Source organism: Flavobacterium subsaxonicum WB 4.1-42 = DSM 21790, from assembly GCF_000422725.1.
Lineage (GTDB): Bacteria > Bacteroidota > Bacteroidia > Flavobacteriales > Flavobacteriaceae > Flavobacterium > Flavobacterium subsaxonicum.
Genome location: NZ_AUGP01000017.1, coordinates 18,959 through 45,119 on the forward strand (window position 1 = coordinate 18,959; position 26,161 = coordinate 45,119).

Sequence of the window (26,161 nt, forward strand, 5' to 3'; positions counted from 1 at the left end):
AGGGAGTTTTTTATGAACACCAAAAATTAATTTTAATTTAATATGCATGCATACTAATTATTTTGTATATTTGAAACACCAATAAAGCATGAAAGAGAAAACTATAGATTATATACTGAGGGCAACATGGCAGGCGGTATCCAGAATGTACAATGAAGAGGCCTCTAAGTATGGGGCAAGTATGTCGGTAGGGTTTGCACTGCTGTCTATAGATAAAGACAACGGCATACCCAGTACAGCCCTTGGCCCGCAAATGGGCATGGAGCCTACAAGCCTTACGCGTACGCTAAAAAGTATGGAAGACAAGGGATTAATTGCCCGTAAAAAAAATCCGGTAGATGGCCGTGGGGTACTTATAAACCTTACCAAGCTGGGCAAGGAAAAAAGAGAGCTTTCGCGCGACAGGGTACTGCGCTTTAACGATGTGGTAAGGCAGCACATACCCCAGGAAAAACTGGACCACTTTATAGAGGTGGCCGAAAAGATAAACGAACTGATATCTGAAAGGCAGATCTTTACAAATGATGAAGCCGATTCGAAATAAACAAACATACTGATGCCCTGCATCAGCAAATTAAAATATTAAGTAGTGCAGTAAGCCATTGGCACATTGCATTAAACCAAACTAAAAAACAAAACAGAATGAAACGCACTATTAAAAAGGCAGCCGTTGTAGGCTCCGGCATCATGGGGTCTGCCATTGCTATCCATTTTGCCAATATAGGTGTAGAAGTGCTCCTGCTGGACATCCCGCCAAGGGAACTTAACGAAGCTGAGCAAAAAAAAGGCCTTAGTTTAACCGATAAGGCTGTGAGGAACAGGATAGTGAACGACCATTTGGCCAACTCGCTAAAAAGTAAGCCCTCTCCCATTTACCACCAAAAATTTGCCGAGCGAATTTCTACCGGTAATACCGAAGACGACATGCATAAGATAGCCGAAGCCGATTGGGTTATTGAAGTTGTTGTAGAACGCCTTGATATTAAACAGAAAGTTTTCGAGAACATCGAAAAATACCGCAAGCCGGGCACACTTATTACCTCGAATACATCGGGTATTCCTATAAAATTTATGAGCGAAGGCCGCAGCGAAGACTTCCAGAAGTATTTTTGCGGTACTCACTTTTTTAACCCTCCGCGTTACCTTAAACTTTTCGAAATCATACCGGGTCCGCAAACCTCAACAGAGGTACTGGATTTCCTGAATAATTATGGCGAGAAGTTTCTTGGCAAAACATCGGTAGTAGCTAAAGATACCCCTGCCTTTATTGGTAACCGTATTGGTATTTTTGGTATTATGAGCTTGTTTAAACAGGCTAAAGATATGGGCTTAACCATAGAGGAAGTTGATAAACTTACCGGCCCCGTTATTGGGCGCCCTAAGAGTGCTACCTTCCGTACGGTAGATGTAGTGGGCCTTGATACCCTGGTACACGTTGCCGAAGGTATTTATGAAAACTGCCCTGATGATGAAGTGCACGACCTGTTTAAGGTGCCCGATTTTATAAATACCATGATAACCAACAAATGGCTGGGCAGCAAAACCGGCCAGGGCTTTTATAAAAAAGTAGATAAAGATATCCTGTCGCTCGATCTGGACACGCTGGAGTACCGTGCAGCCAAAAAAGCATCGTTTGCTACATTAGAGCTTACCAAAACTATAGATAAGCCTATAAACCGCTTTAAAGTGCTTGTTAAGGGCACTGATAAAGCCGGCGAATTTTACCGCAAGAATTTTACCGGCATGTTTGCCTATGTGGCTAACCGCGTACCTGAAATTACCGACGACCTTTATAAAATAGACGACGCCATGAAAGCCGGCTTTGGCTGGGAAAACGGTCCGTTCGAAATTTGGGATGCCGTGGGTGTAGAAAAAGGCATCGAGTTTATGAAAGCCGAAGGCCTTGAGCCTGCCGCCTGGGTTACCGATATGTTAGCATCGGGCAACAAAAGCTTCTACACTATTAAAGAAGGCGCTACGTATTACTACGACCTGGCCTCTAAATCTCAAAAGAAAATTCCGGGTCAGGATGCGTTTATTATACTAAACAACATTCGCGAAAGCAAAAAAATATGGAGCAACAGCGATGCCATTATCCAGGACCTGGGCGATGGTATTATAAACCTTGAGTTCCAGTCTAAAATGAATACCATTGGCGGCGGTGTGCTTCAGGGCATTAACAAAGCCATCGACCTTGCCGAAAAAGAATACGACGGGCTTGTAATTGGCAACCAGGCGGCAAACTTTTCGGTTGGCGCTAACTTAGGCATGATCTTTATGATGGCTGTTGAGCAGGAATATGATGAGCTTAATATGGCTATTAAAATGTTCCAGGATACGATGATGAGGGTTCGTTATTCGTCGATACCCGTAGTGGTTGCGCCGCATGGCATGACACTGGGTGGCGGTTGCGAAATGAGCATGCACGCCGATAAGGTTGTGGCCGCTGCCGAAACCTATATTGGCCTTGTGGAGTTTGGCGTTGGGGTTATTCCCGGCGGTGGCGGTAGCAAGGAAATGGCGTTAAGGGCATCGGACACTTTTAAGAAAAACGATGTGGAACTTAATGTGTTGCAGGAGTATTTCTTAACCGTGGCTATGGCTAAGGTATCTACTTCGGCATACGAGGCATTTGATACCGGCATACTTCAAAAAGGCAAAGATGTTATTGTAGTAAACAAAGACAGGCAACTTGCCGAAGCTAAAAAGCATGCCAAACTGCTTGCCGATGCGGGCTACACCCAACCGGTAAAACGTAAAGATGTAAAAGTACTGGGCAAACAGGCACTGGGTATGTTTATGGTGGGCACCGATAGTATGGAAGCAGGGCATTACATATCTGAACATGATAAAAAAATTGCCAACAAACTGGCCTACGTTATGGCCGGCGGCGATTTATCTGAAGCTACTTTGGTAACAGAGCAGTACTTACTGGATTTAGAGAGGGAAGCATTCCTTTCTTTAACCGGAGAGCGTAAAACATTAGAGCGTATTCAATTCATGCTAACTAAAGGGAAACCGCTTCGTAACTAATAATTAAGTACAAAGATATTAGCATTGAGAATTGAGACTGTATGCATAAAGTAGAAGATTTAAAGGTTTGGCAAAAGTCGATTGTATTAGCTAAACAAGTTTACAAAATAGTTGCAGACTTGCCTTCTGATGAAAAATATAGCCTATCATCTCAAATTAAGAGATGCGCAGTTTCTGTTGCATCAAATATTGCAGAAGGAGCTGGAAGAAATATTAATAAAGAGTTTAAACATTTTCTAAGTATCGCAAATGGTTCTTGCTATGAGCTTCAAACTCAATTAATACTAACCTATGAACTTAATCTTATTGAAAAATATAAAATTGATGAATTATTGCCACTGATAACTGAAATCCAAAAAATGAATTATTCATTCCAAAAGAGTCTTCAGGACGTCTCAATTCTCAATACTAAAATCTAATATCTATAAAATGAAAACAGCATATATAGTTAAGGCTTATCGCACAGCGGTAGGTAAAGCACCTAAGGGAGTCTTTAGGTTCAAGCGTCCGGATGAGTTAGCAGCAGAAGTAATTCAGTTTATGATGAACGAGCTGCCGGAATTCGACAAAACAAGAATTGATGATGTACTGGTGGGTAACGCCATGCCCGAGGCTGAGCAGGGGTTAAACTTTGCGCGCCTTATATCGCTTATGGGGTTAAAGGTAGACGATGTTCCGGGTGTTACGGTAAACCGCTATTGCGCATCAGGATTAGAAACCATCGCTATGGCTACGGCCAAAATACAAAGTGGTATGGCTCATTGCGTGATAGCAGGGGGTGCTGAAAGCATGAGCTATATCCCGATGGGTGGCTACAAGCCGGTACCTGATTACCAGGCGGCTAAAAACGGTCACGAAGATTATTACTGGGGCATGGGCCTTACGGCAGAGGCTGTTGCAAAACAGTTTAAAGTAAGCCGCGAAGATCAGGACGAATTTGCCTACCATTCGCACCAAAAGGCACTTAAAGCTCAGGCCGAGGGTAAATTCGATAAACAGATAGTTCCTATTACTGTAGAACAGGTATATGTAGATGCTAACGGCAAAAAAGCCACTAAAAGCTATACGGTTACTAAGGATGAAGGTCCGCGTGCCGATACATCGTTAGAGGCATTAGCCAAACTAAAACCGGTTTTTGCTGCCGATGGTAGCGTAACCGCAGGTACATCGTCTCAAATGAGCGATGGTGCTGCGTTTGTCTTGGTAATGAGCGAAGAGCTGGTTAAAGAACTTAAACTGGAGCCTATTGCCCGCCTGGTTAGCTATGCCGCAGCCGGTGTAGAGCCAAGAATTATGGGTATCGGTCCCGTTAAAGCCATACCAAAAGCACTTAAGCTTGCCGGTTTAGAACTGGAAGATATTCAGCTTATAGAACTTAACGAGGCCTTTGCATCGCAATCGCTTGCCGTGGTTCGCGAGTTGGGCATCAACAAAGATATTGTAAACGTAAACGGCGGTGCTATTGCTATGGGCCACCCACTGGGTTGTACCGGTGCTAAATTATCGGTTCAACTTTTTGACGAAGCCAAACGCCGTGGCAGTAAATACGGTATGGTAACCATGTGCGTAGGTACAGGCCAGGGCGCAGCGGGGATTTATGAGCTTTTGTAATTTATTTTAAATGATGAATTTTAAATTTTAAATGACGTGAAGGATAATATTATAGCTGTTAAAACTTTCGATTTCTCGTTAAGTATTATCAGCCTTTACATCAGCCTGAAAAGGGAGAATGAATTCATCATTTCAAAACAATTAATGAGATCGGGTACCAGTATTGGCGCCAATGTAGAAGAAGCAATAGCCGCCCAATCTAAAAAAGATTTTATACACAAAATGGCTATTGCATCTAAAGAAGCAAGAGAAACTAAGTATTGGTTACGACTTTTAAGCAAATCAGCACTTACGCAAACTCCTGTAGATAGTTACCTGATTGAGGTTGAACATATAATAAATATAATAACAAAAATAATTAAGACATCGCAGGAAGGTATCGCGAAGCCCATTTAAAATTTATAATTCAAAATTTAAAATATCATAGTCATGTCAGACACATTAGAAAAACAATTAGCACGAGGAGGTCAATTCCTTGTAAAGGAAACACAAAGTGAGGACGTGTTTACTCCGGAAGATTTTTCGGAAGAGCAGCAAATGATGCGCGACTCGGTTAAAGAGTTTATCGACCGTGAGATCTGGCCGAACAAAGACCGTTTTGAAAAGAAAGATTATGCCCTTACTGAAGAGAGCATGCGTAAAGCCGGAGAGCTTGGCTTTCTGGGTGTAGCCGTGCCCGAAGAGTATGGCGGACTTGGTATGGGCTTTGTAAGCACCATGCTGGTTTGCGATTACATTAGTGGTGCAACGGGTTCGTTCTCTACCGCTTTTGGCGCACACACCGGTATTGGCACTATGCCAATTACCCTTTATGGTACCGAGGAGCAAAAACACAAATACGTTCCTAAACTTGCCAGTGGCGAATGGTTTGGCGCGTATTGCCTTACTGAGCCGGGCGCAGGATCTGATGCTAACTCGGGCAAAACCAAAGCGGTTTTAAGCGAAGACGGTACGCATTACAAAATTACCGGCCAGAAAATGTGGATATCTAACGCCGGCTTCTGCAGTGTATTTATAGTATTTGCACGTATTGGCGACGATAAAAATATTACCGGCTTTATAGTAGATAACGATCCGTCTAACGGAATTTCTCTTGGCGAGGAAGAACATAAGCTGGGCATACGTGCCTCGTCTACCCGCCAGGTATTTTTTAACGATACCAAAGTACCGGTAGAGAATATGCTGAGCGAGCGTGGCAACGGCTTTAAAATAGCCATGAATGCCCTTAACGTAGGCCGTATTAAGCTGGCTGCCGCCTGCCTTGATGCGCAGCGCAGAACAATAAGCAACTCGGTTAAATATGCTAACGAGAGGGTTCAGTTCAATACACCTATTGCTAATTTTGGTGCTATTCGCGCTAAGCTGGCCGAAATGGCTGCTAACTGCTACGCCGGCGAAAGTGCTGCCTACCGTGCTGCTAAAAATATAGAAGACCGTATTAATGCCCGCGTTGCTAATGGCGAAAGCCATCAGGATGCCGAACTTAAAGGTGTTGAAGAATTTGCTATAGAATGCTCTATACTTAAGGTGGCAGTATCTGAAGATATTCAGAATTGTGCCGACGAAGGTATCCAGATATTTGGTGGTATGGGCTTTAGCGAAGATACCCCAATGGAAAGCGCCTGGCGCGATGCCCGTATTGCCCGTATTTACGAGGGTACTAACGAGATTAACCGTATGCTTAGCGTTGGTATGCTGGTTAAAAAAGCTATGAAAGGGCATGTGGACCTGCTTGGCCCTGCCATGAAGGTTGCCGAAGAATTAATGGGCATCCCTTCTTTTGATACACCTGATTATTCTGAGCTTTTTGCTGAGGAGAAAGAAATTGTAGGCAAGCTTAAAAAAGCTTTCTTAATGGTTGCCGGTAGTGCGGTTCAAAAATATGGCCCGGCGTTAGACGAGCACCAGCAATTGCTAATGGCTGCCTCTGATATACTTATAGAAATTTATATGGCAGAATCGGTTATATTAAGAACTGAGAAGCTTGCCAAAAGTAAAGGTGCCGATGCTGTTAAAGAGCAAATTGCCATGGCGCAATTGTACTTATACCACGCGGTAGACCTGGTTAATACTAAAGGTAAAGAAGGTATAGCATCGTTTTCTGAAGGCGACGAGCAACGCATGATGCTTATGGGTTTAAGGCGTTTTACCAAATACAACAATATGCCTAACGTAGTAGCCTTAAGGGAAACTATTGCGGCCAAGATTGTTGCCGAAAACAACTACCCGTTTTAAAAATATAGTTTTTAGTTAATTTTAAAAATCCGCTGCGAACATACCATCGCAGCGGATTTTTGCTTTTATAAACTATTAGCTATTAGCGTTATTTAATCAACCTCGTTGGTAAATTGCAGGTTGGCGTGCAGCTTAATATCTTCGCCTAATACAAGGCCACCGGCATCGGTAACATCGCCGGCATGTACCCCAAAATCGTTACGGTTAATAATACCGCTAACCTCAAAACCGGCCCTTTGTATACCAAAACCGTCTTTAGCTTCGCCACCAAAAAGTACATCTAAGGTTACCTCTTTAGTAATACCTTTAATGGTAAGGTCGCCTCTAAGCGTGTGCTTATCGCCTTCTATATGTTTAAATTCGGTAGATAAAAATTCTATCTGCGGAAACTCATCAGCATTAAAAAAGTCGGGCGATTTAAGGTGTTCGTCCCTGTCGCGGTTGTTGGTATCTATGCTGTAAACATCTATGTTGATGGTAAAATAAGCTTCGTCAAAATTATCGTGCTGCGGGGTTACAAAACGCCCTGAAAACACGTTGAATGAACCTGTTACGCTGGATATTACCAAATGTTTTATCTTAAAATGAATGTCGGAGTGAGCGGGATCGATTACCCAGTGTCGTGTTGCCATAATTGTTGAATAAAAGGATAAAATAATACGGCCTGGCGTGTTGTATATTTTTTTATAGGTAAACACTTATTAAGCCTTCACTAATTTAGTAAGTATTGCAGTGTTTATAAGGGTTATGGTCGTGAATTATTTGTTAAACTTTACACAAATAAGGAGCAACAATACAGGTAACACAAACATTATCAATAACTTAACCACTTAACTAATCCTATTTAAAACCTTCTTAACATAATGTAACGTTAATTAGCTAACAATCAGCAGGCAAGCTTGCCGAACTTTGTACTATAACCAAATACAAAATGTTATGGCATCAGGAAACCAAACACCGGCACCAAAATCTTCAAGCGGAAAAGATTTAAAAGATACTGATTCGACTGAGCTGAAAAAAGCGATACCTGAGGCCGAAAAAGGCGCTGCCAAAAAAACATCGGCCACTAAAACACCGCAAAAAATTCAGGATGGCGATACTTCTGAAAAGAAGCGAGAATATTAAACGATCCAAATTAAATTACTATATCATGCAAACAGATAGAAACCAAAATACCGGCAACTTAGGTGCTAAAAGCCTTACAGATGACCGTTATATAGACGATACCGACTCTGACTGGAACGTTAACCAAAGTGTTGCTGCCAGCAGCGCCAACCGTAACGAAGATCGCGATAAAGACCGTTACAGCGACGACAGAACTATAAATACCGATAAGAACCACGATAAAGATTCTAAAACTTTTAACGAAGACGAAGAATCGTGGGATAACAGAAAAGATGCCGAAACTACTACCTCTAATAAAGGTACCGAGGATAACGACTGGGATGAAAATGATGCCATGCAGCGCGGTACAGCAAGCAGGTATTTTGATGACTCTCAAAACTACAAAGCATCTTCAAGGTATGATGAGTACGACGAGCACAGGGATGCCGCTGCCGGCGATTACATAAACAGCGACCATAGCGAATATAACCGTGGCAACGACCGCTTTAGGTGGGATGAGCCTCAGGATGAAGAATAAGGGTTAGACGTACGAATTATTTATAGTTCAGAACCTAATCCAAATAAAGAGGGATAGCACATTTTGCTATCCCTCTTTTGTATTTATTACCATCTGGTTAACCTACACTCTTCGGTTATCGGCTTTCCAGTTTTGTACGGCACGTTTAATGGCATCGGCCGTAAGGTTTTCGGCAATGGCGCGGCTGGCCAGTGCGGGCAGCTCTTCATCGGGTGCAAACCTAAGTGCAAACAACTGGCCTTCGGTAAGCTGTGCCTCTAACGGCTCCAGCCTTTGGCCTGTAATTACAAAATAGCGGTAGCGCAGCTCCATAAGTACAATACGGTTTTGCAGTGTAAGTGCATAGTGCTGGCGCAGCATATAAGCCACCCAGGTAATACAGGCAAAAACAATATCAAGGGCAATCCATAGCGGATTCCAACCGGTTTGCCAGGCATGTATGGTACAGCCGGCCATGCACAGCAGCATTACCGGATAAAACACAAAATGATGGGGCGGGTAAAACCTTATGTGGTTTTTATAATTCTGTTGTTTTGCCATCAGGGCTATTTAATTAGTTTCTATTAGATGGGTTATGTGGTATTATCAAATGTAACAAATTAAATTGTAAGCATTACCGCACTTTTAACTATTCTACAGCCTTTTGCCTTCGGTACTGGCATTTAACAGTTTTTCAAATCGCGACTGGCGTGTTTTTTCCTGCCTGGCCGATGTTATCCAATGCAGCACCACCTTTTGGTAGGATGGTGCCTGTGTGGTAAAAAACTCCCAGGCAGTTTTGTTTGCTTTAAATTCGGCTTCCATTTCAGATGATAATGTAGCCACATCTTTTTGCTCGTGAGAGTAGATCCTTGATTTGTTCTCTGTCCGCTTTTTATACGCCGCAAGCCCTGCCGGCTTTACAAGCTTTTGGGCAATAAGGTTTTCCATCTTATCAATATTTACCGCGCTCCATATACTGCCCGCCCTACGGGGCGTAAAACGTATAGTATAACTTTCGGCATCGCGCGATTTACGTACACCGTCTATCCACCCATAGCACAATGCCTTGTCAACCGATTGCGGCCATGTTATACTCTCTCTACCGCTGCCGGTTTTATAAAAGCCAACAAGCAGCTCTGGTGCTGTTTCGTGGTTTTTATCGAGCCATTGCCTAAAATCGTCCTGGTTTGCAAAAAAAGTGGGTTCCATTTAATGGGGTTTTGGGAAGATAAAATTACGAATTTTAAATTATGAATTTGGAAGGAGGCTTTTTTACAAAGGTTCACAAAGGAACACGAAAGTTACACAAAGCATCGCGCCATACATTTATATAATGCTGACACAAATTTCACGAATTTCACAAATTAACTATTCGGCTCTGAAAGGGTCAAACATAATAGCGTAGGGCAACGCCCCATGTACACGGAAAATCAACCCAAAACTCTAAACCCAAAACTCTAAACCGCATTCCATGCTAATTTATTGTTAACCCCCGTAAAGCTTACCTGCAAAACAAACATAAAGTAGTATTTTTAGGGTTAAGTTACCACACCTCCAAAAGATGTTTAGAGTTAACCCCCAAATAAAAAAACCTGTATTTCTGTTGTTTTCAACCGTTGTTGCAGGTACTATGCTTATGAGTTGCAGCCACAAATTTATAGAGAGCCAAACTGTTTTTAACCTTCCGGTAGAGCACACCATGGCCGACCTACTGGCCGGTTATGATACCGATGGCGATAAACGTATTACTAAAGACGATGCCCCCGCGAACAAAGATTATTTTTTGCTGAGCACCAAGGGCGACACTGTTATTTTGCGCAACACCTATTATATAAGCAATCTGTTACAGGAACTTGCCATTGCTAACGATAGTGCACAGGAAAACCTGCTGATATCGTTACGCCAAATTCAGGAGCCGCCTGCAGAGCGTATTTCGCGCCGTATAAAAACCCAGTTTTGGGACGACCTTACCCGAACTATAGACGAGGCCGGCCTTGACCGCATTGCCGGCGATGATAAAATGCACGATACCCAACAACGGGTGTATGTTCCGTTTGATGATGCCGTGGGCATTGCCTATTTTAAAGAGTTGCAAACCCGTAAGCCAAAGCTTGAGGTGGTTGTTTTACCCGAAAATATTACGGCTGAATATGTTAGGTCGATAAACGAGAAGCCGGGTATACTTTCTCTTAAAATTGAAGATGGCAAGGGAGTGCCTTTTGTGGTACCCGGTGGCCGCTTTAACGAAATGTATGGCTGGGATAGTTATTTTGAGAACATTGGCCTGCTGATAGACCACAGGTACGACCTTGCCAAGGCTATGGTAGACAATTTTTGCTATCAGGTTAAACATTACGGCAAAATATTAAATGCCAACAGGTCGTACTACCTAACACGTACGCAGCCACCATTTTTGTCGTCGGCTATACGCGAGGTGTACCATGCCATGCCCGCTAAAGATAAAGAATGGCTTGCCGAAAGCCTTGCCATTGCCATACACGAGTATAACACCGTGTGGATGCAGGGCAACCGTTATACGCCCCAAACCGGCCTTAATCGCTACTATGCTGATGGATTAGGAATTCCGCCCGAAACAGAGCCAGGGCATTTTAAAGAGATACTACAGGAATATGCTGATAAGCACCATGTAACTGAAATTGAATTTGAGACGAAATATAAAAGCGGCGAAATTAAAAGCGCATCGTTAGACCGCTATTTTGTACATGATCGTACGCTTCGCGAAAGCGGGCACGATACCAGTTGGCGCCTGGATAACGTTGCTGCCGATTTAAATTCGGTTGATGTTAACGCACTGCTTTACAAATACGAAAAAGACTTTGAGTTTTTAATAAGCACTTATTTTAAAGATGGATTTAAAGGTTTAGATGGCACAACCTACACTGCTAACTTTTGGCATGAAAAGGCTGAGACCAGAAAGCTTTTAATGCGTAAATACCTTTGGGATGATAAGCTACAGGGCTTTTTTGATTATAATGTAAAAACACAGCAGCGCGGCGATTTTATGTCGGCTACCAATTTCTTTCCGCTTTGGGCGGGGTTATGTACTAAAGACGAAGCCGCCAAATTGGTTACCATACTAATGCACGAGCTAAAGGCCGAAGGCGGCATTACAGGATCGAGCAAGGCATCGTTAGATAAGTACGCTATTAATGGTGTACAGCGCCAGTGGGATTATCCTAACGGTTGGGCACCGCACCAAATGTTGCTCTGGAAAGGCCTTATAAACTATGGTTACGACAATGAAGCCCGTGAGCTTATTTACCGTTGGCTATGGACGATTACCAAAAATGCTGTTGATTATAATGGTACCATACCCGAGAAATATGATGTGGTTAACGCCACCCATAAGGTATATGCCGAATACGGCAACGTAGGTACCGATTTTGCCTACATTACCCGTAGTGGTTTTGGATGGATGAATGCATCCTACCAATACGGCCTGAGCCTGCTACCCGAAGAATACATTAAAAAACTGGATGCCCTGGAAAGTCCGGATAGTGTTTTTGAGAAGTAAGTATTTGGTTGTTAGGTGTTAGTCGGATGCAGTATGTCATTCTGAGCGAAGTGCAACGGAGCCGAAGAATCTAATCCGGATACACCCTACTCCTCCAACAAACTAATTCCGTTAGCGTTAGTGGTTAGTACCTCGCTCATGTAATCAAAAAACGGACGCATATTTTTATACGCCTGGCTGGCATTTTTCAAAAAATCAGGGCTTAACACCTCGGCATCGGTAAATCTTTTAATTAGCAAAAACTGCTTGTAACGCAATAGGTCTATAGCTTCGTGAGCCGCATCAAAACCTTTGGGTGTGGTTTTAAGCTGCTCGCCATTAAGCGTACCAAAAGTCTGGGTAAAAGATTTACTGGTAAGAATTTTTCTCAATGGTGCCGAATCATAACTAATATCATCGCGGACACGCTTTAAATCGGGTGCACTGGGCGACCAGAAACCACCAGCCAAAAATGTATTTCCCGGCTCAATATGGTAGTAGTACCCACCCCTGCGGCTTGCTGTAGCCCTTGTAAAACCACCACCCCAATATTTTTTGTACGGCGTTTTATCGCCGGAAAAACGGGTATCGCGGTAAATGCGTTGCTGGCTCTTTTTGCCGCTTGCAGTCTCTATAACATCGTGAGTGTTGAGTTCGTTCAACAGGCCATCGGCAAACGTTTCTATAGAACTTTGTTGCTTAACAAACTCCTCTTTATGGTCGGCAAACCAGTCGCGGTTATTGTTTTGTTGTAATTGCTGTAAAAAATCTAAAGCCGATGCCGGTATCTGGGGTTGTTGTGCCATGTAATAGGGTTTTGTTAATCTTATAAAGTTCTTTACAAGGCTATAGTTATCTAATCAAAAACAACTACATCAGTACCATCAAAGCTGGCAAACACCATGCTTGGATGCGAATCCTGATGAAAAACATTTCCCTTAGCATCAATGCCAATAGCCCCGGCAAAACCATCATAAGGTTTAAGTTCGGTAAACGTTTTGGCAAAAGCATCGGCAATAGCCATACCATCGGTAACGCGGGTTACAATTTTGGTGGCGGTAGCGTTGCTTACAATGTCTTCGCCTACGCCCGTACAGCTCACGCCGCAAAAAGCATTGGCGTAGTTTCCGGCAACTGTTGCAGAGTCAGATATCCTTCCTACCATTTCAAAACCTTTACCACCTGTAGATGTTGCCACCGCAAGTTTGCCATCAGCATCCAGCGCCACACAGCCTACAGTACCGGTACCGGTAGCGGCAAGTTTCTTTTCAAATTCGGCGCGGCGCTCAGGAGTCTCTGTACTAAATTCAGCAAAACCATTGGCTGTCGCAAACTGGTTCGCACCTTCGCTACCAAGAACGCGGTCGTCGTACGGCATTAGTTTTTCGGCAACCAAAATAGGGTTCTTAACATTCTGAATATTAATAACCCCACTAAGCTTTTGGGTAGTGCCATCCATAAGGGCAGCGCTCATTCTAATCTGCCCATCGCTTTGTATCTGCGACCCTATACCCGCATTAAATAGCACATTATCTTCTAACAACGACACCGCATAAACCACAGTTTGTGTAGCCGTATGCGATTTTAAATAATCGTATGCCTGTTTAACAATGGTAGTAAGTGCCTCTTGTTTGGCTGCTTTGGTTTTCGCATCGGTTGTAGATTCGCTAAAAAAGCCGCCGTGTAGTATTAATTTCATTTCTATATGTTTAGTTTGTACCACAAAGTTTCGCAAAGAAGGCACAAAGATTCACAAAGCTAAAATAAATTATCCAAACTTATTGTAACGCTTTCTTTGCGAATCTTTGTGCCTCCTTCGTGTTTCTTTGCAGAAGTTCTCCTTCCCTACTCCTTATCATCATTTACCGGGTCAGAATCTGTTTCTGCCGGGGTAAATAATGGTATAGAATATTGCGAGTTATGTATTTCCATAACATGGGTGTTAAGGTCGTACGTATCATACATGCTCATTACATGCACAATCATATTATTAATGCTAATAGGCTTGCCCAGTTCTACCTGTGTAAGGTTGGTATCCATAATCTGGCGGCCATCCACTAAAATTACAAGTCCGCTGCCAATGGCTTCCATTTTACCATCGCTGGTAATCAGCAGGCCGGTATCTTCGCCAAGTCCAATACCCAGTACGCGGGGGTTGCCCACCACAGCCTGAAACAGGCGCCCCATTCGGCCACGCTGCACAAAGTGTGTATCTATAATAACATTCTCGATCAGGCTAAGGCCACTGGTAATTTTCACCTCGCCTTTAAGCAAAGCCTCCTGGCTGCTGCCCTGGTAAATCATGTTGTTGGATGCTGCCGCTGCACCGGCCGATGTACCTGCATAAATAAAATCTTCGTTCTTAAATTTATCCAGTATAATATCGTGCAGTTTGGTACCACCAAGGATGGATGTTAGCCTAAGCTGGTCGCCGCCGGTAAACATTACCACATCGGCAGCCTGTATACGGGCTAAAATTTCGGGGTCTTTAGTCTGCTCCCTTTTTTCTATATACATAAGGCCAACATTTTTGGCCTGTAAATATTCAAATGCCTTAACATACTGTGGCCCAACTTCGCGCGGAATTACCGATGCTGTGGTTATTACCTCAATACGGCTTTCTTCGCCATGTTTAGACTCACGGATAATGCGACGCAAAATACCGGTTTCAAAAAAGTTCAGGTTATTGGCTATATTAGCATCATAAGATGCTTCTGTAAAGCTACCTTTATCTACCGCGCCACCTATTATTATGAGTTTCCCCTTTACATTATTCATGCTGCAAAATTAATTAAATACGTAAAAAACGCAATTTACGGTTAATTATTTCTTTACAAATTGTTACCAAAGGCAAAAATTGCAAAATATTTAGGGCAAAGATACTTTTTAATTATTTTTTTAAGTAATTTTCTAACGATGAATTGCCGTTTAAAACGCTTTACGTTACTTTTATCAAAAACACAAAAACAAGAATAAATATTGAGACTTACAGCTAACACAACCCCCTTTTTTACCAATTTATGAAAATCGAAAAAATACAGGCACTTCGCGGACCCAATATTTGGAGCGTAAAAAGAAAAAAACTAATACAAATGCGCCTCGACCTGGAGGAGATGGAGCAATTTCCTACCAATAAGATAGACGGTTTTCGCGAAAGGATAGAGGCACTTATACCCTCTATGATAACGCACCGCTGTTCTGAAGGTGTTAGGGGCGGCTTTTTTTCGAGAATAGAAAGGGGCACGTGGATGGGCCATGTAATAGAGCATATTGCCTTAGAGATACAAACCCTTGCGGGGATGGATACCGGTTTTGGCCGCACGCGCGAAACCAAAACACCCGGCACCTATAATGTAGTGTTTAGTTACCTGGAAGAAAACGTGGGCATTTTTGCCGCCGAAGCATCGGTGCGCATTGCCGAAGCACTTATTGCTGGTACCGAGTACGATCTGGATGCCGATATACAAATGATGCGCAAAATTCGCGAACGCGACCGCCTGGGCCCAAGTACCGGCAGTATTGTAGAAGAAGCCGTTGCGCGCGATATACCGTGGATTCGCCTTGGCACTAATTCGCTTGTACAATTAGGTTATGGTATTAACCAAATGCGTTTTCAGGCTACCATTACCAACAAAACCAGCCACATTGCGGTTGATATTGCCTGCAATAAAGAGCAAACCAAGCGTATGCTTAGCGCAGCCTCTATACCCGTTGCCGGTGGCGATATTTGTACCGATGAAGAAAGCCTTAAAGCTACCATAGAAAAAATAGGCTACCCCATTGTGCTTAAACCGTTAGACGGTAATCATGGTAAGGGAGCATCTATAAATGTACTTAATTACGAAGATGCTGTTGCCGGGCTTGCCTTTGCGCAAAACTATGGCAGCAGGGTTATTGTAGAAAAATTTATAACCGGCTACGATTTCCGCGTGCTGGTAATAGACAACAAGGTAGTTGCAGCTGCACAGCGCGTTCCCGCACACGTTAAGGGCGACGGTCAACATACCATTCAGGAACTGATTGATACCGAAAACCTTGACCCACGCCGCGGTTATGGCCATGAAAACGTGCTGACCGAAATTACCGTTGACCGCGATACTACCGATTTGCTGACAAAAAAAGGCTACACGATTGATACCGTTCCGTCTATTGGCGAAATAGTATATTTAAAATCTACCGCCAACCTGAGCACCGGAGGAACATCGGTAGATGTTACCGATATGATGCACCCTGAGAACATTTTCCTTTCAGAAAGAATCTCACGCGTTATAGGATTAGATGTTTGCGGTATAGATATTATGGCCGAGAACCTAACGCAGCCGCTTAAAGAAAATGGCGGCGTTATATTAGAGGTTAATGCTGCACCGGGTTTCAGGATGCACCTTGCCCCAAGCGAAGGCTTGCCGCGCAACGTGGCTGCCCCTGTAATCGACATGCTGTATCCGCCGGGTAAACCAAGTCGCATACCTATTTTTGCGGTTACGGGTACTAACGGTAAAACCACCACTACCCGACTGTTGGCCCACATTGTAAAAAACAATGGCTTTAAAGTAGGCTTTACAACGTCTGACGGTATTTATGTGCAAAACCACATGCTCGAAAAAGGCGATACTACCGGGCCTTTTAGCGCCGAATATATTTTAAAAGACCCTACAGTTGAGTTTGCCGTATTGGAAACAGCCCGTGGCGGTATACTTAGAAGTGGCCTTGGCTTTAGCCGATGCGATATTGGTATCATTACCAACATTCAGGAAGACCACCTCGGCATGAGTGACATCCATAACCTGGACGACCTTTCGCGTGTTAAGAGGGTAATTCCGCGCAGCGTTAAAAAAGACGGTTGGGCAGTGCTTAACGCCGATGACCCTGAGTGCGTTAAAATAGGTAAAGAGCTGGATTGCAACGTGGCTTATTTTAGCCTTGACGAAGACAGTCCGTTTATTAAAGAAGAAGCCAAAGCCGGCCGCGTTACCGCTGTGTACGAAAACGGCTTTGTTACTATAAAAAAAGGCGAATGGAAAATTCGTATCGAAAGGGCATCGCACATTCCGCTTACGTTAGGCGGTAAGGCTAAATTTATGATAGCCAATGTGCTTGCCGCTACCCTGGCCTCTTACCTTTGGGGCTTTAAGACCGAAGATATAAGCCTTTCGCTTCAAACCTTTATTCCGGGCGCGGCACAAACACCGGGCCGTATGAATATCTTCGACTTTAAGAAATTTAAAGTCCTGATCGATTTTGCACACAACCCGGCGGGCTACCTTGCGGTAGAAGATTACCTTGCTAACGTAGAGGCAACTAAGAAAATCGGAATTATATCGGGTGTTGGCGACAGACGCGATGAAGATATCCGCAACTGTGCTACCATTGCTGCGCGTATGTTCGACCATATTATTATGCGAAACGAAAAGCACCTGCGCGGCCGTACCGAAGAAGAGATCAACGGACTGCTTTTAGAAGGCTTTAAGGCTTCGGGCCGTGAGATTACCTATGAGGTTATCCCTAAAGAAACCGATGCCATTAAGCACGCCATTAGCAACGCTGTAGAGGGCAGCCACATAACGGCGCTTAGCGATGTTATTGCCAATGCCATACAAATTGTACAGGGCTACCTTGATAAAGAGAACGAAGAGTCGATACAATCATAACTATTTAAAGGAGCCGCAAGGCTCCTTTTTTATGCATTGATATTTTACCCGAAACCTTGTGCCTTGGTGGTAAAAAAATCATCTCCAAATTATGCATACATTAATACATCTGAAATTTATTGTTTATTTTTTGTTAAGTTCTTATTTTAAGGCAGTTGAAACTAAAAATCATCACAAATTTTAGTTAATCACATTGTGTATTATTCAGTCCTTGACTATTTTGGTGTACCAAAATTACCAAACCAAATGGACATCCTTAAAATACAGGTACTTCGCGGGCCCAACATCTGGAGCAACTACCGCACTAAGCTTATACAAATGCGCCTTAATATTGGCGAACTCGAAAATTACCCAACCGACAGGATTCCAGGCTTTAGAGAACGCCTTCAAACCGTGCTGCCCACTCTTGTAGAGCATGAGTGCAGCGAAGGTATGCGTGGCGGGTTCTTTTTGCGTGTAGAGCGCGGCACCTGGATGGGTCATGTGGTAGAGCATATTGCGTTAGAGATACAAACTCTTGCAGGGATGGATACCGGTTACGGCCGTACACGCAGCACTAACGATAAAGGGGTGTATAACGTGGTATTTTCTTACGAAGATGAAGAAGCAGGTATTTTTGCTGCCAAAGCTGCCGTTGCCCTTGCCGAAGCACTTATTACCAATGAGCCGTACGACCTTGACGCTGATATTAAACAGCTAAAACAAATTTGCGAACATAACTGCCTTGGACCCAGCACCAAAAGCATTGTAGACGAAGCCGTTAAACGCAATATACCCTGGTTGCGCCTGGGTACCGACTCGATGATACAGTTGGGTTATGGGTCGCGACAAATGCGCTTTCAGGCCACCACCACCTGCAAGACCAACATACTGGCAGCGGGATTGGCATCCAATAAAGACCGGACTAAGAAAATGCTTTCGGCGGCAGCCCTGCCGGTACCTAAGGGCGGCGTTTGTACCGACGAACTTACCCTTAAAGATGTTATAGACAGCATTGGCTACCCTCTGGTTATAAAGCCTTTAGACGGCAATCAAGGCAAAGGCGCCACCATAAATATTACAACCTGGGATCAGGCCGTTGCCGCACTTGCAATTGCACAAAACTTTGGTCGCCGTGTTATTGCAGAGCAATTTGTTACCGGCTTTGACTACAGGGTACTGGTAATTGATAATAAATTTGTGGCTGCTGCAAAACGCGTTCCTGCACATGTAGTAGGCACGGGTACAGAAACCATTGCTACGCTGGTAGACATTGTAAATTTTGATACCCGTCGCGGTAACGGCCACGAAAATGTACTTACCAAAATAAGGATTGACACCGATAGCGAAGACATGCTTACCAAACAGGGTTACGCGTTAGACAGCATCCCCGCTAAGGGCGAAGTGGTCTACCTAAAAAGCACCGCCAATTTAAGTACAGGTGGGTCGGCTATAGATGCTACTGATGAAATTCACCCTGATAACATAGCGTTAGCCGAAAGGGTAGCGCAAATTATAGGCCTGGACATTTGTGGTATTGATATTATGGCGCCCAACTTATCAGAACCTATAAAACAAAACGGCGGCAAGATATTAGAGGTTAATGCTGCACCGGGCTTCAGGATGCACCTTGCCCCTACCGAGGGCACTCCGCGCAATGTGGCCGCCCCGGTGGTAGATATGCTTTTTCCTCCCGACGTGCCAAGCCGCATCCCTATAATTGCGGTTACAGGCACCAATGGCAAAACCACTACTACCCGATTACTCGCACATATTGCCCAAAACAACGGATTTTCTACTGGTTTTACCACAACCGATGGTATTTACATAAATAACAAACAAATGCTTGACGGCGACACCACCGGCCCGGTTAGCGCTCAATATATTTTAAAAGATCCTACAGTAGAATTCGCCGTGTTAGAAACGGCACGTGGCGGTATTTTGCGTAACGGACTTTGTTTTAAAGAGTGCGACATTGCCGTGATTACCAATATTAAAGAAGACCATTTGGGTCTGAATGATATTCATACCCTTAAAGATCTTTGCAATGTAAAAGCGGTAGTTGCCCGCAGCGTTAAAAAAGACGGCTGGGCCATTTTAAATGCTGACGATGAGTATTGCCGCAGCATTGCCGATGAGCTGGATTGTAATGTGGCTTACTTTAGCCTCGACAATAAAAATGAGCACATACACAGGCTTTACGCCGAAGGCAAAACCATTGCCGTATGCCAGGATGGCTACCTTACAGTAAAACAGAACGAGAAAATATTACATTTGGTGCATGTTAGCGAAGTTCCGCTAACACAGGGCGGAAAGATTAAATTTATGGTGGCAAATGCGCTTGCCGCAACACTTGCTGCTCATTTGTATGGCTTTAGCGCCAAGCAAATACACGATTCGCTGGCCAGTTTTGTACCGGGTTACGAGCTTACCCCCGGCCGTATGAACCATTTTGATATGGGCAGCTTTAACGTATTGGTAGATTATGCGCACAACCCACATGGCTACGAAGCTGTGGAAGATTATGTACACAACTATCAGGCTAATAGAAAAATTGGCATTATATCGGGCATTGGCGACAGGCGCGATGAAGATATCCGCCATTGTGCGGCCATTGCTGCCCGAATGTTCGACCATATTATCATCCGACAGGAGCACGACCTAAGAGGCAACAACGAGCAAAACATTACACATTTGCTTATAGATGGCCTTGCGGCAGATGGTAAACAAATAACCTTCGATGTAATTCCGGATGAGGAAGATGCAGTACGACATGCGCTTTCGCTTGCCAAACAAGGCGACCTCGTAATTGCCCTAACCGAACAGATTACCAAGGTGGTAAATGTTATAAGGCAGCATCAGGATATAAAACAACATCAAACAGTATAAAAAAATCCCGCTATGAGCGGGATTTTTCATTATGATTTATTTAGTAGTTACATTGCTTTAAGCCCTTTAACTTCAGCTGTTAGTTTTACTTTAAAACGGCTTTGTGGCACCACCGGCAAACGGTTTATATCTACCGTAAGGTCCTGCTCCGGCACACTATACTGCATGTTCTCGTTTAAAAATTGCAATGCAGCGGTTGTTAGCTTTGTGGTAATTTGCTCGCCGGCATACTGATGGTTAAAATCAGTACTATTGCCGCTGTGCGATATAAAGTTAAACGCGCTGCTGCTGTCCCAGTTTTCAAAACGTTCAGGATAGAACACACTTGGGTTGTCCCATGCATTTTCATGGTGGTTAGTGGCATAAATATCCAGCATTACCACAACACCTTTATCAAACTTAATACCTTCATATTCAAACGAATCTAACACTTTTGCCGCTAACATTGGCGAAAATGGGTAATAACGCCTAACCTCGTGCGCAAAATGGCTATACATATTTGGGTTTGCCTTAAGCTTATGCGAATAATTAGGATTTTCGTGCAATGCCATTGCGCTGAACACTACATGGCGTGCTACAGCAACAATAGGCTTTATTAAGCCTAACAACTCTGCTGCAACCGTAAAAGGATCTAACACATTACCCATTGCATCTTTTCGAAATGCAACCGACTGAAATACCGAACCTCCTGATATGCGCAAACGGCCACCTCTTAAGTCGGCAGTAAGCTTAGCAAGCCACATTTCGAGCTTTTTACGGCATGTGCGGCCTCTAAAATAGCGCGGCCCTACAGCACCATCGGCATCGATAAGCACAGAGAATTGCCCGGAACGAAGGTTAACCTCCTGTTCGTGCAACGGTATGCCCAACCATTGGCAGGCACTAATGCACAACATTTTTTCTACTTCATTAAAAAGTATGATACTACTGCGTGTTTGCCACTGTTCCTGGCATTCGTGCCATTGCTGCACAAAAATTTGTTCGAGCCTATCTATAGCCGCTAAATCAATAGCGTGTACAGGGGCAGGATGTAGCATTTCGGGGTTTAGGGTAACGCCTTGCAGGCTGCCTGTAGCCACAAAGCTCTTATTTTCGGGTTTGGGCAAAACACCCCTACGCGAAAATTTACGGTCGTCATAAAACAATCGGGCAGCTTCTTCGCCGCGCATAGCTATTGTTTTAAAAAAAGGCAAAAGGTTGGTTTCCAGAACGTCGCGTTGCTGGCTGCGGAATTTTTTCAGCAGTGAGGGATAACCTTGAAAGAATAGTCCGAATGCAGTATCCATAACGTACAGGCTTTACTTGGTTCAACAAGATAAAATTACCCCACTTAGTTACATAGATATGTTAAAATACGGTTAAAGGATTCTTATGCTTTACCGATTTATGATTGTAGGATTTTTATCAGCAAAATTTTTAACAATCATCAATTTTTAAGATAAAAAGCCACACAACACCAACATTTTTAGAAATTACTTTCAGTATTTTTTAAAATGTAATTTTATATAAAACACTACACAAATCAACTATAACGATATAACTATTAGATGATTACAAATTATTTGATACTAACAAGATTGCAAACAATCTTTAACAGGTAAACTTTAAGCGTTTCGGATTATTATTTCGTTAAAGCCAATACCAAAGTACTTTAATTTTTTAGAAGAAACTATTAGCAAATAAATAGAGTCGCCCCGACATTGCATTGAACCCTTCAACAAGACAACTATCAATGCAAAACAGCCACCACTCTTAGCCCCGATTGAAACGGCATCCTGCCAACCGTAGGACGGCAGATAGAGCGCAAAGCGGGAAATGCCATTGCCGGATATACCAAGTATCAAAGCTTCTAATAAATATAATAACAAAAAACCCGCTTATTGCTAAGCGGGTTCTTTTAGTAAGTAAGAAATAAATATATTGTTTGACGAACGTTTTTTATTTAACCTGGTTTACGATAGCTTCGAAAGTTTCAGGGTGGTTAGCAGCTAAATCGGCAAGAACTTTACGGTTCAATTCGATGTTTGCAGCTTTAACTTTACCCATAAACTGAGAGTAGCTCATACCATACTGTCTTGCACCAGCGTTGATACGCATGATCCATAAAGCACGGAAGTTTCTCTTTTTTTGTTTTCTATCGCGGTAAGCATAAACCATTGCTTTTTCTACCGCATTTTTGGCTACTGTCCAAACGTTTTTACGTCTTCCAAAGAAACCTTTGGCTTGCTTCATTACCTTTTTTCTTCGGGCTCTTGAAGCTACTGAATTTACTGATCTTGGCATAATTTTCTTGTTTTTTGTAGCAGGCGCTTTGCAACGTGCAAAGGCTTAGTGGCCGTGCTCCAGGGTTATAATAATTTGTTTAACCGAAACAGCAGGTTATATTAACCTTAATTGCTGTTTAACGCTCTTCTCATCTGTTGGGTGAACCAAGGTAGAATGTGTTAGAGCTAATTTACGCTTTTTAGATTTTTTAGTCAGGATGTGACTTTTAAAAGCGTGTTTTCTTTTAATTTTTCCTGAGCCAGTAACTTTAAAACGTTTCTTGGCGCTGGATTTAGTTTTCATTTTAGGCATTTTCTTCCTGTATTTAATTTATTCTTACTTACTATTTTGATGGCCGTAAAGTCGAATGTTTAAAAGTCATAAAGTGCAGTTACAGCGACTTTTTGCTTTAAGACATTCGACCTTGCGGCTATTGTTTTATTTTGCTTTCTTTTTTGGAGCAATAAACATGATCATCCTTTTACCCTCAAGAACCGGCATAGCTTCTACTTTACCCCACTCCTCTAAATCGGTAGCAAGTTTAAGCAGCAATATTTGCCCTTGTTCTTTATAGATAATAGAACGCCCTTTAAAGAATACAAACGCTTTTAGCTTAGAACCTTCTTTTAAGAATTTCTCTGCATTTTTACGTTTAAAGTCGTAATCGTGCTCATCTGTCTGAGGACCAAAACGAATTTCTTTAACCGTAATCTGCGTAGATTTGGCCTTAAGCATTTTATCGCGTTTCTTTTGCTCGTAAAGAAACTTTTTATAATCCATAATTTTGCAAACAGGCGGCTCGGCATTGGGAGAAATCTCCACAAGGTCAAGCTCAAAGCCTTCTGCCATTTGCAGTGCCTGCGAAGTTTTGTAAACTCCGGGCTCTACATTCTCTCCCACAAGCCTTACTTCGGGTACGCGGATGGCATTGTTAGTCCTGTGCGCATCTTTTTTTTCTACTCGAGGCTGGTAGCCTCTGTTGTTTCTTATTGCTATGGCTTTAAAAATTTAAGTTAAACTTGAAATGGTTTTAGTGTTTTGTCTATTTCTTCCTGCACAAGTGCGGCGAATTCTTCAACAGTCATGCTTTGGTTACTCTTACCTGCATCGCCATGACGACGTACAGAAATCGTACCATTTTTCTCTTCTTCCTCACCAACAATCAGCATAAACGGCAGCTTTTGTACTTCTGCCTCTCTAATTTTTCTGCCAATTGTCTCGTTTCGGTTATCAATTGTGGCGCGAATTTCGTGATTTTCCAGCAACTGTAAAACTTTTTTAGCATAATTTTCATATTTCTCACTAAGAGACAGTATGATAGCCTGCTCCGGCATAAGCCAAAGCGGAAAGTTTCCGGCTGTGTTTTCCAGCAAAATCGCTATAAAGCGCTCCATAGAACCAAACGGTGCACGGTGAATCATTACCGGGCGGTGCAGTTCGTTATCAGAGCCTTTGTACGTTAATTCAAATCGCTCAGGCAGGTTGTAATCTACCTGAATGGTACCCAGCTGCCATTGGCGGCCCAGGGCATCCTTAACCATAAAATCCAGCTTAGGGCCATAAAATGCCGCTTCGCCATATTCTACCACAGTGTTAAGGCCTTTATCTTTAGCTGCGTTAATAATCGCATTTTCAGCTTTTTCCCAGTTTTCGTCAGACCCAATATACTTTTCGCGGTTTTCTTTGTCGCGAAGGGATACCTGTGCACTAAAGTTCTCAAAACCAAGCGACCCGAATACATAAAGCACCAAGTCGATTACTTTTTTAAACTCTTCATCTAACTGATCCGGAGTACAAAAAATGTGGGCATCATCCTGAGTAAACCCACGAACACGTGTAAGACCATGAAGCTCACCACTTTGCTCGTAACGGTACACAGTACCAAACTCAGCATAACGCTTAGGCAGGTCTTTGTAAGACCATGGCTTTGTGTTATATATCTCGCAGTGGTGCGGACAGTTCATCGGCTTAAGCAAAAACTCCTCGCCCTCGTTAGGGGTATGGATGGGCTGAAAGCTGTCAGCGCCGTATTTAGCGTAGTGTCCGGATGTTACGTATAATTCTTTCTGCCCAATGTGCGGTGTAACCACCTGCTCATAACCGGCTTTCTTTTGTGCTTTTTTAAGAAACTGCTCCAGGCGGTCGCGAAGCGCGGCACCCCTTGGCAGCCATAACGGCAAGCCCTGGCCCACCTTTTGCGAAAACGCAAACAGGTCCAACTCCTTACCTAACTTACGGTGATCGCGACGTTTAGCCTCTTCCAAAAGCTCAAGATACTCTGTAAGGTCTTTTTGCTTAGGGAAGGTAATACCGTAAACACGGGTAAGCTGCTTGTTCTTCTCATCACCGCGCCAGTAAGCTCCGGCAACGCTCATAACCTTCATAGCCTTGATAATGCCGGTGTTAGGTATGTGCCCACCGCGGCAAAGATCGGTAAAAGTGGCATGGTCACAAAAGGTAATGGTACCATCCTCAAGGTTTTCTATAAGCTCCGTTTTGTACGGGTTATTTTCGGCCTTGTACATGGCAAGTGCCTCATCCTTAGTGGCAGATCGCATTGTAAACTCATGCTTTTCGCGGGCAATGGCAAGCACCTTATCTTCAATGGCTTTAAAGTCTTTATCGGTAACCACATGGTCGCCAAAATCAACATCGTAATAAAAGCCATTTTCTATGGCGGGGCCTATAGTAAGCTTAATACCAGGGTATAACTCCTGCAGGGCCTGTGCCAAAACGTGCGAGCTCGAGTGCCAGAAAGCCTTTTTGCCCTCTTTATCGTTCCAGGTAAATAGTACTAATGCGCCATCGGTGGTTAGAGGGGTCTTCGTTTCTACCGTGGTACCATTAAAAGATGCCGAAATCACGTTTCTTGCTAATCCTTCACTAATGCTCATGGCAACGTCGTGGGGGGTAACCCCGGCGTTAAACTCTTTAACCGAACCGTCCGGCAATGTAATATTTATCATTATTAAAAATTTATAGTGTGCAAAGATAGGCTATTAACCCTACACAAACAAGGGCATTTATAACCAAAATTTTTGCATTTTCTGAGGGGGTCGAAAAGCAACTTTTTGACCCTCGAAAGGTCAAAAAAACCGACTTGCACCCCAAAAAAATTTTAACAGTGATATTTCACTTTCGGACTTTGAGTTTGCGCTATTTTACCCCTTTTTGCAAAACCGGCGTTTTACACCGCCAAAACACCCCTCTTCTACCTCGTTCCGAACCAAAAAAACTCCATACACAATTTTTAGCCACATAGTACTGAAGAAACCACTTCAGTACTACACCTAAAAAGCTGTTGTAATTTTGCAGCAGGGAAAATGGTTGTTGGTTGTTGGGAAAAAAGTTTCAGGTTTCAGG

At 43.2% G+C, this 26,161-nt stretch carries 22 protein-coding genes; 11 read left to right on the forward strand and 11 right to left on the reverse strand.

Annotated features, from left to right (window positions below):
* Nucleotides 1-88 precede the first annotated feature (88 nt).
* From G509_RS0102735 to G509_RS0102760, 6 genes are all read left to right on the forward strand, one after another.
* Nucleotides 89-544: a MarR family winged helix-turn-helix transcriptional regulator gene (locus G509_RS0102735; RefSeq protein ID WP_026990119.1), complete on the forward strand. Its 456-nt coding sequence runs from the start codon at nucleotides 89-91 to the stop codon at nucleotides 542-544.
* 98 nt (nucleotides 545-642) lie between these two features.
* The gene (locus G509_RS0102740; RefSeq protein WP_026990120.1) at nucleotides 643-3,033 is read left to right on the forward strand and encodes a 3-hydroxyacyl-CoA dehydrogenase/enoyl-CoA hydratase family protein; all 2,391 of its coding nucleotides are present in this window, start codon (nucleotides 643-645) and stop codon (nucleotides 3,031-3,033) included.
* A 41-nt stretch (nucleotides 3,034-3,074) separates the two neighbouring features.
* Nucleotides 3,075-3,452: a four helix bundle protein gene (locus G509_RS0102745; RefSeq protein WP_026990121.1), complete on the forward strand. Its 378-nt coding sequence runs from the start codon at nucleotides 3,075-3,077 to the stop codon at nucleotides 3,450-3,452.
* Nucleotides 3,453-3,462: 10 nt separating this feature from the next.
* A complete protein-coding gene (locus tag G509_RS0102750) occupies nucleotides 3,463-4,644 on the forward strand; it encodes an acetyl-CoA C-acyltransferase (RefSeq protein WP_026990122.1) in 1,182 nt (393 codons plus the stop codon).
* 36 nt (nucleotides 4,645-4,680) lie between these two features.
* Nucleotides 4,681-5,040 (forward strand): four helix bundle protein, encoded by a 360-nt coding sequence (locus G509_RS0102755; protein ID WP_026990123.1) that lies wholly within the window; start codon nucleotides 4,681-4,683, stop codon nucleotides 5,038-5,040.
* A gap of 33 nt (nucleotides 5,041-5,073) precedes the next feature.
* Nucleotides 5,074-6,879: an acyl-CoA dehydrogenase family protein gene (locus G509_RS0102760; protein WP_026990124.1), complete on the forward strand. Its 1,806-nt coding sequence runs from the start codon at nucleotides 5,074-5,076 to the stop codon at nucleotides 6,877-6,879.
* Nucleotides 6,880-6,971: 92 nt separating this feature from the next.
* On the opposite strand, the gene G509_RS0102765 is transcribed toward G509_RS0102760, so the two are convergent.
* Entirely contained in the window at nucleotides 6,972-7,511 is a 540-nt protein-coding gene (locus G509_RS0102765) for a YceI family protein (RefSeq protein ID WP_026990125.1), read from the reverse strand.
* Between the two features lie 304 nt (nucleotides 7,512-7,815).
* Here G509_RS0102765 and G509_RS0102770 point away from each other — a divergent pair, with 304 nt between their 5' ends.
* Together G509_RS0102770 and G509_RS0102775 are read left to right on the forward strand one after the other, a co-directional pair.
* Entirely contained in the window at nucleotides 7,816-8,004 is a 189-nt protein-coding gene (locus G509_RS0102770; RefSeq protein WP_026990126.1) for a hypothetical protein, read from the forward strand.
* A gap of 25 nt (nucleotides 8,005-8,029) precedes the next feature.
* Complete coding sequence (locus G509_RS0102775) at nucleotides 8,030-8,521, forward strand: hypothetical protein (RefSeq protein ID WP_026990127.1); 492 nt, start codon at nucleotides 8,030-8,032, stop codon at nucleotides 8,519-8,521.
* 102 nt (nucleotides 8,522-8,623) lie between these two features.
* On the opposite strand, the gene G509_RS0102780 is transcribed toward G509_RS0102775, so the two are convergent.
* Together G509_RS0102780 and G509_RS0102785 are read right to left on the reverse strand one after the other, a co-directional pair.
* Nucleotides 8,624-9,061, reverse strand: a complete 438-nt coding sequence (locus G509_RS0102780) for a DUF6526 family protein (protein WP_035738428.1) — start codon at nucleotides 9,059-9,061, stop codon at nucleotides 8,624-8,626.
* A 93-nt stretch (nucleotides 9,062-9,154) separates the two neighbouring features.
* On the reverse strand, nucleotides 9,155-9,712 hold the full coding sequence (locus G509_RS0102785; protein WP_026990129.1) for a YdeI/OmpD-associated family protein: 558 nt from the start codon (nucleotides 9,710-9,712) through the stop codon (nucleotides 9,155-9,157).
* 352 nt (nucleotides 9,713-10,064) lie between these two features.
* On the opposite strand from G509_RS0102785, the gene G509_RS0102790 reads away from it, so the two are divergent.
* Nucleotides 10,065-12,038, forward strand: coding sequence for a trehalase family glycosidase (locus G509_RS0102790; protein ID WP_081663228.1), 1,974 nt, complete (start codon nucleotides 10,065-10,067; stop codon nucleotides 12,036-12,038).
* A gap of 86 nt (nucleotides 12,039-12,124) precedes the next feature.
* On the opposite strand, the gene G509_RS0102795 is transcribed toward G509_RS0102790, so the two are convergent.
* From G509_RS0102795 to G509_RS0102805, 3 genes are all read right to left on the reverse strand, one after another.
* Nucleotides 12,125-12,823 carry a DUF2461 domain-containing protein gene (locus G509_RS0102795; RefSeq protein ID WP_026990131.1) on the reverse strand — a complete coding sequence of 233 codons (699 nt, stop codon included), beginning with the start codon at nucleotides 12,821-12,823 and terminating at the stop codon, nucleotides 12,125-12,127.
* A 50-nt stretch (nucleotides 12,824-12,873) separates the two neighbouring features.
* The gene (locus G509_RS0102800) at nucleotides 12,874-13,716 is read right to left on the reverse strand and encodes an isoaspartyl peptidase/L-asparaginase (protein ID WP_026990132.1); all 843 of its coding nucleotides are present in this window, start codon (nucleotides 13,714-13,716) and stop codon (nucleotides 12,874-12,876) included.
* Nucleotides 13,717-13,862: 146 nt separating this feature from the next.
* Complete coding sequence (locus G509_RS0102805; RefSeq protein WP_026990133.1) at nucleotides 13,863-14,795, reverse strand: cyanophycinase; 933 nt, start codon at nucleotides 14,793-14,795, stop codon at nucleotides 13,863-13,865.
* Between the two features lie 242 nt (nucleotides 14,796-15,037).
* Between G509_RS0102805 and cphA (G509_RS0102810) the strand changes: the two genes are divergently transcribed.
* The gene (cphA, locus tag G509_RS0102810; RefSeq protein ID WP_026990134.1) at nucleotides 15,038-17,665 is read left to right on the forward strand and encodes a cyanophycin synthetase; all 2,628 of its coding nucleotides are present in this window, start codon (nucleotides 15,038-15,040) and stop codon (nucleotides 17,663-17,665) included.
* A 246-nt stretch (nucleotides 17,666-17,911) separates the two neighbouring features.
* Entirely contained in the window at nucleotides 17,912-20,533 is a 2,622-nt protein-coding gene (gene cphA, locus G509_RS0102815) for a cyanophycin synthetase (RefSeq protein WP_026990135.1), read from the forward strand.
* A gap of 47 nt (nucleotides 20,534-20,580) precedes the next feature.
* On the opposite strand, the gene G509_RS0102820 is transcribed toward cphA (G509_RS0102815), so the two are convergent.
* From G509_RS0102820 to thrS, 5 genes are all read right to left on the reverse strand, one after another.
* Entirely contained in the window at nucleotides 20,581-21,819 is a 1,239-nt protein-coding gene (locus G509_RS0102820; RefSeq protein WP_026990136.1) for a cytochrome P450, read from the reverse strand.
* Nucleotides 21,820-22,471: 652 nt separating this feature from the next.
* Nucleotides 22,472-22,816, reverse strand: a complete 345-nt coding sequence (gene rplT, locus G509_RS0102825; RefSeq protein ID WP_026990137.1) for a 50S ribosomal protein L20 — start codon at nucleotides 22,814-22,816, stop codon at nucleotides 22,472-22,474.
* Between the two features lie 96 nt (nucleotides 22,817-22,912).
* Nucleotides 22,913-23,110, reverse strand: a complete 198-nt coding sequence (gene rpmI, locus G509_RS21360) for a 50S ribosomal protein L35 (RefSeq protein WP_035738430.1) — start codon at nucleotides 23,108-23,110, stop codon at nucleotides 22,913-22,915.
* Nucleotides 23,111-23,236: 126 nt separating this feature from the next.
* Nucleotides 23,237-23,788: a translation initiation factor IF-3 gene (gene infC, locus G509_RS0102830; RefSeq protein WP_081663229.1), complete on the reverse strand. Its 552-nt coding sequence runs from the start codon at nucleotides 23,786-23,788 to the stop codon at nucleotides 23,237-23,239.
* Between the two features lie 23 nt (nucleotides 23,789-23,811).
* Nucleotides 23,812-25,764, reverse strand: coding sequence for a threonine--tRNA ligase (gene thrS / locus G509_RS0102835; RefSeq protein WP_026990139.1), 1,953 nt, complete (start codon nucleotides 25,762-25,764; stop codon nucleotides 23,812-23,814).
* Nucleotides 25,765-26,161 lie beyond the last annotated feature (397 nt).